The 15,223-nt window shown below is 72.0% G+C and carries 13 protein-coding genes; 11 read left to right on the top strand and 2 right to left on the bottom strand.

The features are described from left to right. The first annotated feature begins 111 nt into the window (after positions 1–111). The 9 genes from STRNI_RS37195 (at position 112) to ppk2 (ending at position 10,842) form a co-directional block, all read left to right on the top strand. Positions 112–2,649, top strand: a complete 2,538-nt coding sequence (locus STRNI_RS37195) for a SpoIIE family protein phosphatase (protein WP_159491174.1) — start codon at positions 112–114, stop codon at positions 2,647–2,649. 1 nt (position 2,650) lies between these two features. Continuing rightward, positions 2,651–3,751 (top strand): sugar ABC transporter substrate-binding protein, encoded by a 1,101-nt coding sequence (locus STRNI_RS37190; RefSeq protein ID WP_229838377.1) that lies wholly within the window; start codon positions 2,651–2,653, stop codon positions 3,749–3,751. 11 nt (positions 3,752–3,762) lie between these two features. Then, on the top strand, positions 3,763–4,572 hold the full coding sequence (locus STRNI_RS37185; protein ID WP_093638200.1) for an ATP-binding cassette domain-containing protein: 810 nt from the start codon (positions 3,763–3,765) through the stop codon (positions 4,570–4,572). Beyond that, positions 4,569–5,837, top strand: coding sequence for a sugar ABC transporter permease (locus STRNI_RS37180; protein ID WP_159491172.1), 1,269 nt, complete (start codon positions 4,569–4,571; stop codon positions 5,835–5,837). The genes STRNI_RS37185 and STRNI_RS37180 overlap by 4 nt, the downstream gene beginning before the upstream one ends. Positions 5,838–5,894: 57 nt before the next feature. Then, the gene (locus STRNI_RS37175; RefSeq protein ID WP_266439651.1) at positions 5,895–7,079 is read left to right on the top strand and encodes a permease; all 1,185 of its coding nucleotides are present in this window, start codon (positions 5,895–5,897) and stop codon (positions 7,077–7,079) included. 109 nt (positions 7,080–7,188) lie between these two features. Beyond that, positions 7,189–8,058 carry a universal stress protein gene (locus STRNI_RS37170; RefSeq protein WP_159491168.1) on the top strand — a complete coding sequence of 290 codons (870 nt, stop codon included), beginning with the start codon at positions 7,189–7,191 and terminating at the stop codon, positions 8,056–8,058. Between the two features lie 189 nt (positions 8,059–8,247). Continuing rightward, complete coding sequence (locus STRNI_RS37165) at positions 8,248–8,547, top strand: dsRBD fold-containing protein (RefSeq protein WP_093638209.1); 300 nt, start codon at positions 8,248–8,250, stop codon at positions 8,545–8,547. A 58-nt stretch (positions 8,548–8,605) separates the two neighbouring features. Next, a complete protein-coding gene (locus STRNI_RS37160; protein ID WP_274733499.1) occupies positions 8,606–9,952 on the top strand; it encodes a nicotinate phosphoribosyltransferase in 1,347 nt (448 codons plus the stop codon). Between the two features lie 68 nt (positions 9,953–10,020). Further along, positions 10,021–10,842: a polyphosphate kinase 2 gene (gene ppk2 / locus STRNI_RS37155; RefSeq protein ID WP_159491164.1), complete on the top strand. Its 822-nt coding sequence runs from the start codon at positions 10,021–10,023 to the stop codon at positions 10,840–10,842. A 21-nt stretch (positions 10,843–10,863) separates the two neighbouring features. Here the strand turns inward: ppk2 and STRNI_RS37150 are convergent, their stop codons facing one another. Further along, the gene (locus STRNI_RS37150) at positions 10,864–11,739 is read right to left on the bottom strand and encodes a universal stress protein (RefSeq protein ID WP_148588969.1); all 876 of its coding nucleotides are present in this window, start codon (positions 11,737–11,739) and stop codon (positions 10,864–10,866) included. Positions 11,740–11,959: 220 nt separating this feature from the next. Here STRNI_RS37150 and STRNI_RS37145 point away from each other — a divergent pair, with 220 nt between their 5' ends. Beyond that, positions 11,960–13,684: a sensor histidine kinase gene (locus tag STRNI_RS37145; RefSeq protein WP_109887635.1), complete on the top strand. Its 1,725-nt coding sequence runs from the start codon at positions 11,960–11,962 to the stop codon at positions 13,682–13,684. A 33-nt stretch (positions 13,685–13,717) separates the two neighbouring features. On the opposite strand, the gene STRNI_RS37140 is transcribed toward STRNI_RS37145, so the two are convergent. After that, a complete protein-coding gene (locus STRNI_RS37140) occupies positions 13,718–14,425 on the bottom strand; it encodes a response regulator (RefSeq protein WP_277412806.1) in 708 nt (235 codons plus the stop codon). Positions 14,426–14,623: 198 nt separating this feature from the next. On the opposite strand from STRNI_RS37140, the gene STRNI_RS37135 reads away from it, so the two are divergent. After that, a complete protein-coding gene (locus tag STRNI_RS37135) occupies positions 14,624–15,199 on the top strand; it encodes an Rv1733c family protein (protein ID WP_229838375.1) in 576 nt (191 codons plus the stop codon). Positions 15,200–15,223: the final 24 nt, after the last annotated feature.

Raw genomic sequence — 15,223 nt, 5'->3', positions numbered from 1 at the left:
TCCCGGCTCGCTGTGTGCCGCACCATGGAGAGAAGACGGTAAAACACGACATATCCGATTGAGGCGGTGGCGGGGTGGACGCCCTGGCCCCCGAGGGCGGATACGGCGACCGTGGCTTATGACGACGGCTTCCGGCGTACGGAGGCGGTGCAGGCAGTGACCGCACGAGTCCTTGGGTCTACCGGGGCTGAGCTGACCGCCGTCTACGTGCCGGCCGAAGGGGACAGCGTTCTTCAGCTGGCCGAGATGGTCGGAGGCTCCGGCGTCCCCTACGGATTGCCGACGAGCTATCCGGTGTCCGGCAACTCTCCGGTCGCCGCGGCCTTCCGCGGCGGCGCCCCTCTGTGGCTGGGCCCGGCGGAGCTCGCGGAGTACGACCTGACCGGTTCCCCTGACAGCCCCGGCGCCGACCCCTGGGACGGTGCCGGGAAGCCGCCGGCCGATGTCTCCCTGGGCGTGCTGCCGCTGGGCGTGAGCGGGCGGCTCCTGGGGTGCCTGGTGGTGATGGACAAGGCCACCGACGCCTTCGACGCGGACCGCCGTCATCTCCTGGAGCTGCACGCCGACCAGGTGGCCGCGGGGCTGGATGCCGTCGCGGCCCGGGTCATGGCGCAGACGGAGCGGCGGTCGCTGCTGGGGCCGGGGCTGGACACCCTCCGGGGCGGCGCTTTCACGCTGGTGCTGCGCACCGGACGGATGGACGCGGACGCACAGGTGCTGGAGCTGTTCGGCATCGCTCCTGAGGAGTTCGACCGGCGGGTGGAGACGCTGCTGGAGCGCACCGTACCGGACGACGTGCCCGCGCTGATGTCGATCGTGGAGCCGGGCGGGCTGCCCACGGCCGGCCAGCAGATGTCGATCCGTATCCGCCGGCCCAACGGCGAGCTGCGCTGGCTGAGCCTGCGCAGCCGGGTGCTGGTCGACGCCGGCGGCGCCCCGGAGCGGATGCTGGGGGTGGTCGCCGACGCCTCGTATCTGCGTCCCACCGCCGACGAGGTCTCCATCGTGCAGCGGCTGTCGACCGCGCTGGCCGGCGCCACGACGATCCGGGACGTCAGCCGGGTGGTGGTCTCCGCGCTGCGGGCGCCGCTGGGGGCGGACCGGGTGGCGGTGGCCGAGCTGGAGGCGGACCGGTTCGTGGTGTCCGTCCTCGACCCCCCGGAGCCCGGTGCCTGGCCCGATGCGTGGCGGTCCGAATGGCGGTCCGAGTGGCCTGATGCGGCCTGCCACTCCATGCCCACGCTGGAGAGCGTGCTGCGCGCCGGGCATGTCGCCCTGTGGCCGCCGGGAGCGGCCCTCGAACCCGACCTTGTGGGCATCGGGCCCGGCGGGCTCGCCGTGCTGCCGCTGCCGGCCGAGGGCCGGATCGTCGGGGTGTGCCTGATCGGATGGGACGAGGAGCACCACTTCGGGCCGGAGGAGCGGTCCTTGCTGACCGCGACCGCGGGCCTGGTGGGGCAGGCCCTGGTGCGCGCCCATGCGCTGGACGCCGGGCACGAGCTCGCCACGATGCTCCAGCGCAGCCTGCTGCCCCGCAAGCTGCCGTCGCTGCCCGGTGGGGTGGCCGTCGCCCGCTATCTGCCCGCCACGATGGGGCTCGAAGTGGGCGGCGACTGGTACGACGTCATTCCGCTCTCCGACGGCCATGTCGCGCTCGTCATCGGCGATGTGGAGGGCCACAGCGCCGGCGCCGCCACGATCATGGGGCAGATGCGCACGGCCATCAGGGCCTACGCGGTGGAGGGCCACCCGCCCGATGTGGTGATCGCCCACGCCAACCGGCTGCTCCTCGGTATGGAGACCGATCTCTTCGCCACCTGCTGCTATGTGGACCTGGACATGGAGGAGGGCATCGCCTGGTTCGTCCGGGCCGGGCATCTGCCGCCGCTGCTGCGGCTCCCCGACGGCAGCACCGAGGAACTGCCGGTCGAGGGCGGGCCTCCGCTGGGGGTGGCCGAGGACGGTGAGTTCCCGCTGACCGAGGTGGGTCTGGCCCCCGGCACCGTGCTCGCCCTGCTCACGGACGGCCTGGCGGAGTCGGCCAGCCTCCCCCTGGAGGACGGCATCCGCCGGGTGCGTGCGGCGCTCGCCGCGGCCGATCCGGCCGATGCCGGTCAGCTCGCCGATGACCTCCTCGGGGGCGCGAAGCGGCGGGACGACGATGTGGCCCTGCTGGTGCTGCGCTACGACGGGATGCGGGTCCGCCCGACCCGGGTGCGCTGGACGGTGTGGCGGCTGCCGGACGCCGTCATGCACGCCCGCCGCTTCACCGGGCGCACCCTGCGCTCCTGGGGTGTGACCGAGGAGCTGGACGTGGCCCTGCTGGTGGTGTCCGAGCTGGTCACCAACGCCATCGCCCATACCCAGGGGGAGGTACGGCTGGATCTGACGCTGGCCGCGGACCGGCTGCGGGTCGCGGTGAACGATGCGTCGCCCCGCGCCCCCGTCAAGCCGACGAGCGTGGACTGGGAGTCGACCGGTGGCCGGGGGCTGCTGCTCGTCGAAGCGATGTCGGCGTCCTGGGGCTCGGTGCCGCTGAGCGGCGGCAAGCAGGTGTGGAGCGAGATCACCCTGGAGCCGGGCGAGCGGCTCGGCGCCGCGGAGGCGGCCGGCGCGGACGTCCGGCCGAACGGTGAGGAGGTGCGCTGAGGTGAATGCCCGCCTGCGGGGAGCCGCTGCCCTCCTGGCCGGGGTGTGCATGGTGGCCGGCCCGGCTGCCTGCGGAGAGGCCGGCGGGGCACGAGAGTCGAACGGGTCCGCCTCCGGCGGCGCCCCGAAGATCGGTGTGCTGCTCCCGGACAACACCTCGCGCCTCTACCACTTCGACAAGCCCCTGATCGAGAAGAAGATCCATCATCTGTGCCCCGAGTGCACGGTGGAGACCGTCAGCGCGCAGCACGATGTGGCCACCCAGCAGCAGCAGATGGACGCGATGATCACCAAGCAGGTCCAGGTGCTGATCCTGGATGCCGTCGATTCCAAGTCGCTCCGCTCCTCGGTCGAGAGCGCGCGGCGGGCCGGCATCCCGGTCGTCGCCTACGACCGCCTCGTCGAGGGGCCGGTCTCCGCCTATGTCTCCTTCAACGGCGAGACGGTCGGCAGGCTGCAGGGCGAGGCGCTGCTCAAGGCGCTCGGCCCCAAGGCGCGCGACGCCCAGATCGTCATGATGAACGGCGCTTCGACGGACCCCAACTCCGCCTGGTTCAAGCAGGGCGCGCTCGCCGCGCTCAAGGGCAAGGTGAAGATCGCGAAGGCCTACGAGACCGGCGACTGGCGACCGGAGAACGCGAACCGCAACATGTCCGCCGCCCTCTCGGCCCTCGGCGCGGACCACATCGACGGCGTCTACTCCGCCAACGACGGACTCGCCGCCGGCATCATCGCCGCCCTCCAGGCCGCCAAGGTCGCTCCGCTGCCGCCCATCACCGGCCAGGACGCCGAACTCGCCGCCATTCAACGCCTCGTCAAGGGCGATCAGATCATGACCGTCTACAAGCCCTTCGCGCCCGAGGCCGGCACCGCCGCCGCCATGGCCGTCGCGCTGGGACGCGGCGAGAAGCTCAAAGACATCACGACGCACACGGTCAACAGCCCCACCAACCGGGGCATCCCGGCCGTGCTGCTCACCCCGGTCTCCGTGAACGTGCACAACATCAAGAACACCGTCGTCAAGGACGGTATGTACACGATCGATCAGATCTGCACCCCCAAGTTCGAGTCCGCCTGCAAGAGGGCGGGGCTCCTCAGGTAAGGCAGGTATCCATGGAGTCCGGCGCACCTCTCCGGCGACCGAGGCCGGCGCCGCCCCTGCTGGCGCTGCGCGGCATCTTCAAGCGCTACGGCGCCGTCCAGGCCCTGGCCGATGTCGACCTGGAGATCCGCGCCGGTCAGGTCGTCGCCCTCGTGGGCGACAACGGCGCCGGCAAGTCCACGCTGATCAGGGTGATCGCCGGGGTCGACCCCGCCGATGAGGGCGTGATCGAGTGGGAGGGCCGGCCCGTCCACATCACCCGCCCGCACGATGCCCAGGACCTGGGAATCGCCACCGTCTACCAGGACCTCGCGCTGTGCGACAACCTCGACGTGGTCGGCAATCTCTTCCTCGGCCGCGAGATCCACCGGGCCGGCGTCCTCGACGAGGTGGAGATGGAACGCCTCACCCTCGACCTGCTGGACATGCTGGCCATCCGGATGCCCGACGTCCGCCTCCCGGTCGCCTCGCTCTCCGGCGGCCAGCGCCAGACCGTCGCGATCTCCCGCTCGCTCCTCGGCGAACCGCAGCTCGTACTCCTCGACGAGCCCACCGCGTCCCTGGGCATCGAACAGACCGCACAGGTCCTCGACCTCGTCGACCAGCTGCGGGAGCGCGGTCACGGGGTGCTTCTGATCAGCCACAACATGGGGGACATCAAGGCGGTCGCGGACTGGATCGCCGTCCTGCGGCTCGGCCGCAACAACGGGTTCTTCGATGTGACGACCACGTCCCACGAACAGATCATCTCCTCGATCACCGGAGCCACGGACAACGCCGTGACCCGCCGCAAGACGCCGGAGTGGGAGGTGGAGCCATGAGCCGGACCTGGGCGCTCCGGAAGAACAAGGCAGCCGGCGCCTCGGTGCCCGCTGCCGACCGGCGCCGGCTCGCGCCCGAGTTCGGCACGCAGAACCCCCTGGAGCTGCTCAAGCGCAGGTTCCACAGCGGTGAGCTCGGCTCGGTCCCGGTCGCCCTCGGTCTGATCGTGGTGTGGATCATCTTCGAGAGCCTCAACGAGAACTTCCTCTCGCCGCGCAATCTGTCCAACCTGAGCGTGGACATCGTCGGCATCGGCATGATCTCGGTGGGCATCGTCTTCGTGCTGCTGCTGGGCGAGATCGATCTCTCGGTCGGCTCGGTGAGCGGTCTTGCCGCGGCCGCGTTCGCGGTGCTGAACGTGAACCACGGTGTGCCGGAGGGGCTCGCGCTGCTGATCGCGGTGCTCGGCGGCACGGCGATCGGAGCCTTCCAGGGCTTCTTCCTCGCCAAGGTCGGGGTACCGGCGTTCGTGGTCACCCTTGCGGGCCTGCTGGGCTGGAACGGCCTGATGCTCTACATCCTGGGCGCCAACGGCACGATCAACATCGACGACAAGGGCCTGCTCGCGATGCTGACCGGCTACTACTTCCACAATGTGGCCGCCGCGTACGGTCTGGCCGCGCTGGGCACCGCCGGGTACTTCCTCGCCTCGTACCATGATGCGCGGCGGCGCCGGGCCGCCGGGGTGCCCGCCCGGCCGCTGAGCGAGATCCTGCTGCGCACGGGCGTGCTGGCGGCGATCGCGATGGCCTCGGCGTTCGTCCTCAACCAGTTCCTGGGGCTCCCCCTGGCCCTGTTGATCTTCCTCGTCGTGCTGGTCGGTCTCGACTACGTACTGCGCCGCACGCGCTACGGACGCATGATCTTCGCGCTGGGCGGCAGCGTCGAGGCCTCCCGCCGCACCGGCCTCAATGTGGACCTGGTCCGCATCTCGGTCTTCATGATGTCCGGAACGATGGCGGCGATCGGCGGTCTGTTCCTGGCCTCGCGCGTCACCTCGGCCAGTCAGACCTCGGGGGCGGGCCTGCTGCTGATGGACGTCATCGCCGCGGCGGTCATCGGCGGCACCAGTCTGTTCGGCGGACGGGGCCGGACCTGGTCGGCCCTGCTCGGTGTCCTGGTGATCCAGTCGATCGCCTCCGGTGTGGCCCTCATGGGCATCCAGACGGCCGTGCAGTTCATGATCACGGGCGGGGTGCTGTTGATCGCCGTGGTCATCGACTCGCTGTCGCGGCGGGCTCAACGGGCGCACGGGCGGGTCTGACGCACCGCGGCGGCGGCGGGCGTTTGCGCCGCGGCAGGGCACGGAACACCTCAGCCGATGTCCGCGATCCTGCACGCCCTGTCCCTCGCCGGATCCATGACCTGGGAGATCACCTGGGCGCTGATCCTGGGTTTCGCGCTGTCCGCGATCGTCCAGGCCGTGGTGCGCAAGTCCACCGTGACCGGCCTGCTCGGCGACGACCGTCCCCGCACCCTGGCCATGGCCGCCGCCCTGGGCGCCGCCTCCTCGTCCTGCTCGTACGCCGCGGTCGCGCTGGCCCGGTCCCTGTTCCGCAAGGGCGCGCACTTCACGGCAGCCATGGCGTTCGAGATCGCCTCCACGAACCTGGTGGTCGAACTCGGCGTCATCCTGGCCCTGTTGATGGGGTGGCAGTTCACGGCCGCCGAGTTCACCGGCGGACCGCTGATGATCGTGCTGCTGGCCGTGCTGTTCCGCCTCTTCCTGCGCGACCCGCTGCTGCGCCAGGCGCGTGAGCAGGCCGAACGGGGCCTGGCGGGCGCCATGGAGGGGCATGCCGCGATGGACATGTCCGTACGCCGCGAAGGGTCCTTCGCACGGCGGCTGTTCTCCGCCGAGGGGTACACCTCGGCCTCGCACGTCTTCGTCATGGAGTGGGCGGCGATCCTCAAGGACCTGGTGATCGGTCTGCTGATCGCCGGTGCCATCGCCGCCTGGGTCCCCGACAGCTTCTGGCGCGCCTTCTTCTTCGACGGGCATCCGCTGGCCGCGAAGTTGTGGGGGCCGCTGATCGGACCGCTGGTGGCGATCGCGTCGTTCGTCTGCTCCGTCGGCAATGTGCCGCTGGCGGTGGTCCTGTGGAAGGGCGGCATCAGCTTCGGCGGGGTGGTCGCCTTCCTCTTCTCCGACCTGCTGATCCTGCCGATCCTGCACATCTACCGGAAGTACTACGGGATCAGGACGGCACTGTTTTTGCTGGTCACCTTCTACGCGGCCATCGTCGTGGCGGGCTATGCGGTCGAATTCGCCTTCGGCGCCCTGGGGCTGATCCCCAGCCAGGCCTCCGCGACGATCCCCATGTCAGGGGTCTCCTGGAACTACACCACCTGGCTCAACATCGTCTTCCTCCTCCTCGCCGCCGCGCTGGTCCACCGGTTCCTGCGCACCGGGGGCCGGACCATGCTCCGCATGATGGGCGGCGCCCCGCCCGGCGGCCCGGGGACATCCACCGCGCAGGACGGCGCCGGGCGCGGGCCGCGCTGACCTGGGCCGGCGGGAAGGGGCCGAGTGGCTCATGCCGGAGCGGACGAGGTCGAGCACCCTTGAGGTGTGGGCGCGAACGCGCCGAGCGCGCCAGGAACGGAGCGAGGCCATGAAGGATGTCATCACCGCCGGTGTGGACGGTACGCCCGAGTCCTTGTCCGCGATCCTGTGGGCGGCCGAGGAAGCACGGCTGCGTCGTGCGCGCCTGCGGCTGCTGCATGCCTGGGTGCTGCTCGCGCCGGAGCCGACGCCCCACCCCACCGCCGAACAGGACCAGAACTACTGGCCCCACCGGATGATGGACGAGGCCGCCACGGCGGTCCGCACCCGTTTCCCGGACCTTCCGGTGGACGAGGCCCTGGTGTCCAAGGACCCGCTGGAGGCCCTGCAGGAGGCCGCGGAGCAGTCGGACCTGCTGGTCCTCGGCTCACGGGATCTGGGCCCGGTGTCGCGCTACGCCCTCGGTGAGCTCGGTATGCAACTGGTGGCCCACACCGCCTTCCCCACGGTCCTGGTACGCGCCCGGCAGGACACCACGGCGACCGAGCGGGCCGGCGAGGTGATGGTGGGGCTGAGCCTCCACGGGCCGTGCGAGACGCTGCTCGCCTTCGCCTTCGACAGCGCCGCCCGGCGGGGTGGCACCCTGCGGGCCGTCCACGGCAGGCATCTGCCCGCGTACGCCTACAACCGCGGGGGCGGTGTGGAGCCGATCGCCGCCGAGGAAGCGGCACAGGACGCGCGGCAGGAGCTGGCCGCCGCCCTGCAGCCCTGGCGGGAGAAGTACCCGGACGTGCGGGTGGACGACCGGGTGGTGATGGAGAGTCCGGCGCCGGCGCTGCTGCACAGCGCCGCGGACGCGGGACTGTTCATCGTCGGCCGCCGGCGCCGGCACCGGCTGCCGGGGCCCCGGATCGGTCATGTCGTGCAGGCGGTCGTCCACCACGCTCCGTGTCCGGTGGCCGTGGTCCCTCATGAGTGACCGCGCGGCAGCGGGCGCCACGGTCCGTGACGGTCCACGGGCCGCGCCAGGACGCGTCACGGCAGAAGGCGGATGATGACGGTGAGGGCTCATACAGCGGGATCAGCTGCCGACGGCGAGTCGGCCCCCGGTCGCGGCCCGGCCCGCGGCCTCCGGCGGCAGCCCCCGGCAGGAAAGCGGAGGCAAGCCATGGCAAAGACAGTCGAGTGGCCCGTCCGTCTGTACCTCTTCGAGGAGGACGGCACGACCAAGGCACGCGTGGTGCTCCGTACCGGAACCACCACCCTCACCGGGCACGGCACGGCCCGGTGCAGCCCCGAGGACCGGGATGTACCGGAGATCGGCGACGAGATCGCGGCCGGGCGTGCGGTGAAGGATCTCGCCGGGCAGCTGCTGCGGGTGGCCGACAACGACCTCGAAGGTGTCGGTGCCGCGCCGCCCCGGCGGGAGCACCGCGTCGCCTACGGCTGGACGGACGCCATGGCGTGAGCCCGTGCGGGCGGCGGCCACGGCCGGCCGGTGGCCCCGTCCGTGGAAGGAGTCGGCCATGTCGGATGCGACGACCACCGACCTGTACGAAGTCACCATGGCCCTCTCGTATCTGCACGAGGGCATGACGCAACCGGCGACCTTCAGCTGCTTCGTGCGGGCGCTGCCGCCGGAACGGGGGTTCCTGATCGCCGCCGGGGCCGAAACCGTCCTCGATTTCCTCGCCGGCTTCAGGGTCGGACACGAGGATGTCGAGGTGTTCGCCGAGGCGCTGCAGCGGCCGGCGCGGGATCTGGCCCCGCTCCTGGGCATGCGCTTCACCGGCGAGGTCCGGGCGGTGCCGGAGGGGCGGGTGGTGCTGGCGGGTGAGCCGCTGCTGGAGATCACCGCTCCGCTGCCGCAGGCCCAGTTCGTGGAGTCCTTCGTGCTGAACCACCTCACCCACCAGACGGCCATCGCCTCCAAGTGCATCCGCTGTGTGCTCGCCGCGCGGGGCCGCTCCGTCGTGGATTTCTCGCTGCGGCGCACCCATGGCACCGCCGCCGCCCGGCAGGTGGCCCGGCTCGGTGCGATGACCGGTTTCGCGGGCACCAGCAATGTGGCGGCGGCGCACGCCGAGGATCTGACGGCCGTCGGCACGATGGCGCACTCGTACATCGAGGCGTTCGAGGACGAGGAGGCGGCATTCACCGCGTTCGCGCTCTGCCACCCCGGACCGGTGACCTTTCTGGTGGACACCTACGACACCGAGTCGGGTGTCGCGGCGGCGGCCCGGGTGCTCAACGGGCTGGGCCGCGGTGACGGGTCGGCCATCCGGCTGGACAGCGGTGACCTGGCGGAACTGGCCTTCAGGGCCCGCTCGATCCTGGACAACGCGGGGCTGCCGCAGGTGCGGATCGTCGCCAGCGGCGGGCTGGACGAATACGCCGTGCACGACCTGGCGCGCGCGAGAGCACCGATCGACGTCTACGCCGTCGGCACCCGCGTCGGTGTGAGCGCCGATGCCCCCTCCCTGGACTCGGCGTACAAGCTCGTCGCCTACGACGGCCGGCCCGTGATGAAGCTGTCGTCGGCGAAGATGACCGCCCCGGGGCGCAAGCAGGTCTTCCGCCGGCCCGGGTGCCTCGATGTGGTCGGCCTGGCCGACGAGCCGCTCCCGGAGGGCAGCACCCCGCTGCTGGAGACGCTGATGCGCGGGGGCGTGCGCAGCACACCGCGCGGCCGGCTGCCGGAGGCCCGGCAGCGGGTCGTGGCGGATGTCGCGGAGCTGCCCGCGACGGCCCGGCACATCCGGTCGCCGCAGGCGGTGCACCCCAGGGTGTCGAAGCGGCTCGCCGCCCTGACCGACCGGGTCCGGCGGCGGATCGAGCGCGAGGTCCTGGCCCCGTTCGGCTCGCATGCCTGAGGCGGGAGGCCCGGCCGCATGCCTCAAGCCGGGAGGCCGGGCCGGGCATTTCTCCGTACCGTCGTCGTATGGCGGAGAAACAGGGCGGCAACGGCCCCGCGAAGCTGCCGCGGTCACTGTACGAGCGGGAGCTGTACCGGCTGCAGACGGAGCTGGTGAAGCTCCAGGAGTGGGTGCGGACCGAGGGCGCCCGGCTGGTGGTGGTCTTCGAGGGGCGTGACGCGGCCGGCAAGGGAAGCACGATCAAACGCGTCACCGAGAACCTCAATCCCCGGGTGGCGCGGATCGTGGCGCTGCCCCGGCCCACCGAGCGGGAGCGCACCCAGTGGTACTTCCAGCGCTATACGGAGCACCTGCCCGCGGCGGGCGAGATGGTGCTGTTCGACCGCAGTTGGTACAACCGGGCCGGTGTCGAGCGGGTCATGGGGTTCTGCACTCCGGCGGAGCACCAGCGGTTTCTGCGGCAGTGCCCGGTCTTCGAGCGGATGCTGGTGGAGGACGGGATCCTGCTGCGCAAATACTGGTTCTCGGTGAGTGACGAGATTCAGGAGCGGCGGTTCCGGCGCCGGCTGGAGGACCCGACGCGGCGCTGGAAGCTCTCCCCCATGGACCTCGAATCGCTGACCCGCTGGGAGGAGTACTCGCGGGCCAAGGACGAGATGTTCGTCCACACGGACATCGCGGAGTCACCGTGGTACGTCGTCGAGAGCGACGACAAACGCCGGGCCCGGCTGAACATGATCGCCCATCTGCTGTCGACGCTGCCCTACCGCGACATCACCCCGCCGTCGCTCGACATCCCACCGCGGCCCCCGGCCACCGGCTATCAGCGGCCGCCCCGGGACCTGCAGACCTATGTGCCCGATCACGCGGCCGGGCTGGAGCAGTGACAGCAGGACGGCAGCGCCGTTTCAGTCATGATGCGGCACCACCGCCACGGGGCAGGTGGCATGGCAGAGCGCGGTGTGCGCCACCCGTCCGAGCTGGAGGCCGAAGTGGCCCTGGCGGTGCTGCGCTCCGGTCACCAGCAGATCCGCGGCGGCGGTGCGGTGCACCAGGACCTTGTGGGCCGGCCCCTCGACCGTGACCCGCCGTACCCGCACCGCCGGATGCGCGCCGGACACCTCGTCCAGCGCCTCGTCCAGCAGCGCCGAGGCCTGCTTCTCGTGGTAGCGCCGGGCGTCCGCGGCGAGCAGCGGGGCCTCGGTCGCATCGCGTACCGGCAGGGGCCAGGCGCAGACCGCCTCCAGCATGCAGTGGCGGGCCTCGGCCTCACGGAAGGCGAAGCGGACGGCCGTCGTCTCCTTGGCCGGGTCGGCGACACCGAGGAGGATGCGCTCATGCGTGCCCGCCAGTCCGGCCGAGTCACCACGCACCACGATGACCGGGCACCGGGCGCGGGCCGCCACCGCCAGGCTGACCGACCCCAGCAGCAGACCGGCGATCTCGCCGCGTCCCCGTGACCCCAGGATCAGCGCCGTCGCATGGAGTCCCTCGTTCAGCAGGGCGGTGATCGCGTCGCTGGCGAGCACCTCTCCCGAGACCTTGACGTCCGCCTGCCGGCGGCGGGCGACCTCCGCGGCGGATGCGACAACGGACTCCGCGAGCACCTGCTCGCTGGGGCGTCCGCCGCCCTCCTCCGGCACCGCGCCCTCGTAACGCTCCCATCGGGAGGCGTAGACGACCCGCAGCGGAAGGCCGTGGCGCGCCGCTTCGTCCGCTGCCCAGTCGAGCGCCCGGAAGGCGGAATCCGATCCATCGGTCCCCACGACCAGCGGATGCTCCATCGCCCCCACGTCCTTCCTCGCATCGGCGCGGAATGTCCCTACTGCCACCGTCGCACCGTGTCCGGGGGGTGCGCAGGTCCGGACGGACACCGGGCCGTGGGCCGCCCGGACCTCTTTGTCGCGGCGGCGGGCCCGCGCCGCCGGGACAAGCCCCGGCAGGGCTCCGCGGCTACCGTGGAGGTACGGCCCCGCCCTCGCGAGGGGCCATCCAGCGGAGGCCATGGTGGGCGACCACGGAAGCGGCCGGCGCGATACCGCCCGGCGCAGGCTCGATGCGCTGCCGGACGAGCTGCAACAACGCCTCGACGCCCTGCGGCAGGGCCCCGGCGACCCGGCGAATCTGCTGCTGGAGGCGGTGCTGTCGGTGGGCCGGGGGCTGGATCTGCCGCAGGTGCTGCGCCGCATCGTGGAAGCGGCGGTGGTGCTCGTGGACGCCGAGTACGGGGCGCTGGGCGTGGTCTCCGAGGGCACCCGGCTCTCCCAGTTCCTGCCGGTCGGGGTCACCGAGGAACAACAGGAGGAGATCGGCCGGCTGCCCGAAGGGCACGGCATCCTGGGTGAGCTGATCCGTCACCCCCGGCCGCTGCGGCTCCCGGAGCTGTCCCGGCACCCGTCGTCGTACGGCTTTCCACCGCACCACCCGCCCATGCGCTCCTTCCTCGGGGTGCCCATCCGGGTCCGCGACGAGGTGTTCGGGAATCTCTATCTCACCGAGAAGCGGGGCGGCGGCGCCTTCGACGCCGAGGACGAGACCGTGCTCTCGACGCTCGCGGTGGCGGCGGGCATCGCCATCGAGAACGCGCGGCTGTACGAGGAGGCCCGCTACCGGCAGCGGTGGCAGGAGGCCAACGGTGCGATCGTCGCCAGCCTGCTGCTGCCGGAGGCGGACGAGAGGGCGGCCCTGGGGCTGATCGTGGACCAGGCGCGGGAGATTCTCACCGCGGACCTCGGGGTGATCGCGGTCCCCGAGCCGGACGGCACGGCGCTGCATGTCGCGCTGGCCTCCGGGGTCGACGCCGAGGCGCACCGCGGGCTGCTCTTGCCCCTGCAAGGATCGTTCATGGGGGCGGCGCTCGATCTGCGGGAGCCGCTGATCAGCACCGATGTCGAGCGGGACCCGCGGATCACCACGGGGCCGCCGCGCTGGATGGGGCTGGGGCCCGCGGTCGCCGTGCCGATGATCACCGGTGGCCGGCCTCGTGGGGTGCTGCTGGTGGCGCGGGTGCGGGAGCGGGCGCCGTTCACCGAGCTGGAGACCGGGCCGCTGCTGACCTTCGCGGGTCAGGCGGCCCTCGCCATGGAACTGGCCGATCAGCGCCGGTCCGCCGAGCATCTCACGCTCCTTCAGGACCGCGACCGGATCGCTCGTGACTTGCACGATCTGGCGATCCAGCGGCTCTTCGCGACGGGGATGACGCTGCAGAGCGCGGTCCGTTTCGTGGACCATCCGGAGGCGAGCGAGCGGCTGCTGCGCGCGGTGGACGACCTGGACGAGACGATCAAGATCATCAGGTCCACCATCTTCGGGCTCCGCACCCATACCTCGGGCCGGGCCAGCCACGGGCTGCGGGTCCGCACCGTCGCGGCGGTGGAGCAGGCCGCCCGCGCCCTGGGCTTCACCCCGTCGCTCCGGATGCAGGGGCTCATCGACACCGATGTGCCGGCCGAGCTCGCGGAACATGTGGTGGCGGTGCTGGGCGAGGCGCTGAGCAATGCCGCGCGCCATGCGCACGCCACCGCGGTCGAGGTCTCGCTGGCCGTGGGCGGCGGCGCCCTGAGCCTGAGCATCACGGACAACGGGGTGGGTCTGCCGCGCAACGGCCGGCGGAGCGGGCTGAGCAATCTCGCCAAGCGGGCGGAGAGCGTGGGCGGCGAGATGACGCTGGAGACTCCGGCGCAGGGTGGCACCCGCCTGCTGTGGCAGGCGCCGCTCCCGTCGTCCTGAGCGCTCCCGTCGTCCTGAGCCGCTCGACGGGGGTCAGGACCGGTACGGTCCGGCGTCGCCGGCGGACGGCAGCGGTCCCTGGGCGGCGAGGACCGCCGCCTGGATACGGCGTTCCACCCCGAGTTTGGCCAGCAGACGCGAGATGTGGTTCTTGACCGTCTTCTCGGAGAGGTAGAGCCGGCGCCCGATCTGACGGTTCGTCAACCCTTCGCCGATCAGCCCGAGGACCTCCCGCTCCCGCGGCGACAGCCCGGACAGCGCGTCCGCCGCGGGCGCCGCGCCGGCGTCCACGCCCCGCAGGCTGTGCATCAGCCGCGCGGTGGTCGCCGGGTCCAGCATCGATCGACCGGCGGCGACCGTGCGGACGGCGGCGACCAGATCGGACCCCTTGATCTCCTTCAGGACGTAGCCCGCCGCGCCCGCCATGATCGCGTCGAGCAGCGCATCGTCGTCGTCGAACGAGGTGAGCATCAGACAGGCGAGGTGGGGCAGCCGCGACCGCAACTCCCGGCAGACGCTGATCCCGTCGCCGTCGGGCAGCCGCACATCGAGCACGGCGACATCCGGCCCGAGCGCCGGACCGCGGGCCAGCGCGCGATCGGCGGTGCCGGCGTCGCCGACCACCTCGATATCGGGTTCCGCGTCGAGCAGGTCCCGCACACCACGGCGCACCACTTCATGGTCGTCGAGCAGGAACACACGGATCGGCCGCTGCGGTGAGAACTCGCGTACGTCGCCCATGACGTCCTCCACGCTCTCCGTCGTCCGTGCGGGCGGTGCTTCTCATCGTCGCCCTGCCCCGGTGGGCACACCAGGGCCGAACGGGGCCGCCGCCCGCGCGGGACCGGCCCCGACCGGCCCCCCGCGAGGGCCGTTCGGCCCCTCCTGCCGGCTTCGCCCGCGTGCGACGGTCGGGTGCACAGGCGCAGGGGGTGCGAAATGGCTCGCAGCGAGTTCCTCCGGCCGTGGCGGCCCAGCCCGCTCCGACGGCGTTCGGATGTGGCGGAGGCATGGCTGGTGCTGGTGACCGCCGCGCTGATCGCGCTGGGCGCTCCGGCCGCCGGACTGGCCGCCGCACAGGCGGTGGACGCCGGCACCACTCAGGAACGGCAGGGCCGGCACACCATTTCGGCCGTACTGACCCAGAACCCGCCGCCCCGGATCGGGGTGGATGTCTCCGGCGGCGTCGGCACCCGGGTCCATGCGACGGTGCGCTGGACGGCCGCCGACGGCTCGGCCAAGACGGGCGTCACGACGGTGTCGCCGGGGCTGCGGGCCGGGGACCGTACGACCGTCTGGCTCGACCGTCACGGGGCGCTGGTGCGCAACCCCGTCAGCCCCCGGCAGACAACGGGCGAGAGCATCGCGGTCGGCACCGTGGCCGGCACCTCGGCCGGGCTGCTGCTCCTCGGCGCCCAGCGCACCGGCCGCGCCCTGCTCAACCGCCACCGCTACGCGCAGTGGGAACGGGAGTGGGCGGCGGAAGACCCCCGGTGGGGGCAGCAGGCGGCGTGAAGCGGGGTGCTGCCGCCGGGCCGC

It is taken from the genome of Streptomyces nigrescens (genome assembly GCF_027626975.1).
Classification (GTDB): Bacteria; Actinomycetota; Actinomycetes; order Streptomycetales; family Streptomycetaceae; genus Streptomyces; species Streptomyces nigrescens.
Note: the sequence above shows the minus strand (reverse complement) of the source record. Positions and strands in the feature narration are given on the sequence as shown.